This is a genomic window from Microcoleus sp. Pol12B4 (assembly GCF_036701385.1).
Classification (GTDB): domain Bacteria; phylum Cyanobacteriota; class Cyanobacteriia; order Cyanobacteriales; family Microcoleaceae; genus Microcoleus.
This window is the reverse complement of sequence record NZ_JAUBQR010000464.1, coordinates 1-1,164: the sequence shown is the minus strand read 5'-3', so window position 1 is coordinate 1,164 and position 1,164 is coordinate 1. Positions and strand designations below refer to the sequence as shown.

1 protein-coding gene is annotated in these 1,164 nt (G+C 40.0%); it reads right to left on the bottom strand.

What is annotated here, in order from left to right; all coding sequences use genetic code 11:
- Positions 1-372: 372 nt before the first annotated feature.
- Positions 373-774: a fasciclin domain-containing protein gene (locus QUA38_RS29070; RefSeq protein WP_333067889.1), complete on the bottom strand. Its 402-nt coding sequence runs from the start codon at positions 772-774 to the stop codon at positions 373-375.
- Between the last annotated feature and the right edge of the window lie 390 nt (positions 775-1,164).

Sequence of the window (1,164 nt, the reverse complement as noted above, 5' to 3'; positions counted from 1 at the left end):
TCCTGGCACATCTTTAGATGAACTCATCTGTGCCTACTGCGCTCAATAGTGTCTCTTTTTTATTTGAAATGACTATACAAGAGGAGAGTGGCTTCTAAACTAATGCAATTTTGGCTCAAAGTATTTCTTCTTCCTGAGCTTTCTGTGGGCTTCAACCGATTAATTACTTTTATGAATCGGTTTCCGGCAGCCATTCCTGTAATTGAAGATGAGCCTGATTTTCAGTTTTCCTCTATCTAGAGGGAGAAAAAAGCGAGAGTTTTAATTATCGAGTCGTGTAAAATATTTAAATCTCAACTATCAACGAAAACAGGGCGGTGGCTAACAACAGCCACCGCCCTCAAGATAGTATTGCGCTATCTAAGTCTGTGCTTACGCAGGAAGCAAGACTGAATCAATAATGTGGATGACGCCATTATCAGCAGCCACATCGGCTGTTGTAACGGTAGAATCATTGATTTTGACGCCATTGGAAGCATCAATTTTCACTTCTGAACCTTCAACTGTCTTGGCAGATTTCAGCTTGACCACATCAGCGGCCATAACTTTGCCAGAAACGACATGATAAGTCAAGATTTTTGTGAGCTTAGGAATGTCCTTAAGCAGTGCTTCTACAGTACCTGCGGGAAGCTTAGCAAAAGCTTCGTCAGTAGGCGCAAAAACTGTGAAGGGGCCAGCGCCTTTAAGAGTATCTACTAAACCAGCAGCTTTGACAGCAGCAACTAGGGTTGTAAAAGATCCAGCCGAAACGGCGGTATCAACGATATCAGCCAAGTGAGTCACCTAGTTTTTGTAATCTATAAATCACTATAACGCTAAAAAGTTAATTTAGCTACATTAATTTTTTCTCTAGTTCTGTCTGGTTTTCTGATTATTTAAGATAACATTTTTTTATTTAACTCATTTCCTAAAATACCTATCTAAAGGTAGATCTTTGTTTGGCTATTTTACTGTATTTTAATGTATTTATGTAATCCTAAATACATTAGTAAAACGATCTTACAGGCGCGCTTTTTAAACTAAAGGCAGCGGGGAGACAGCATCACCCTGCTACGACATTTTGATTGACTTGGCAAAACATTCAACAATTAAAGTCAGTGAAGGAGTCGCCCCCTCCACTGCTCTCCAAAACGGAACGTGATAGTTTCCCATCATTCCGCTCCT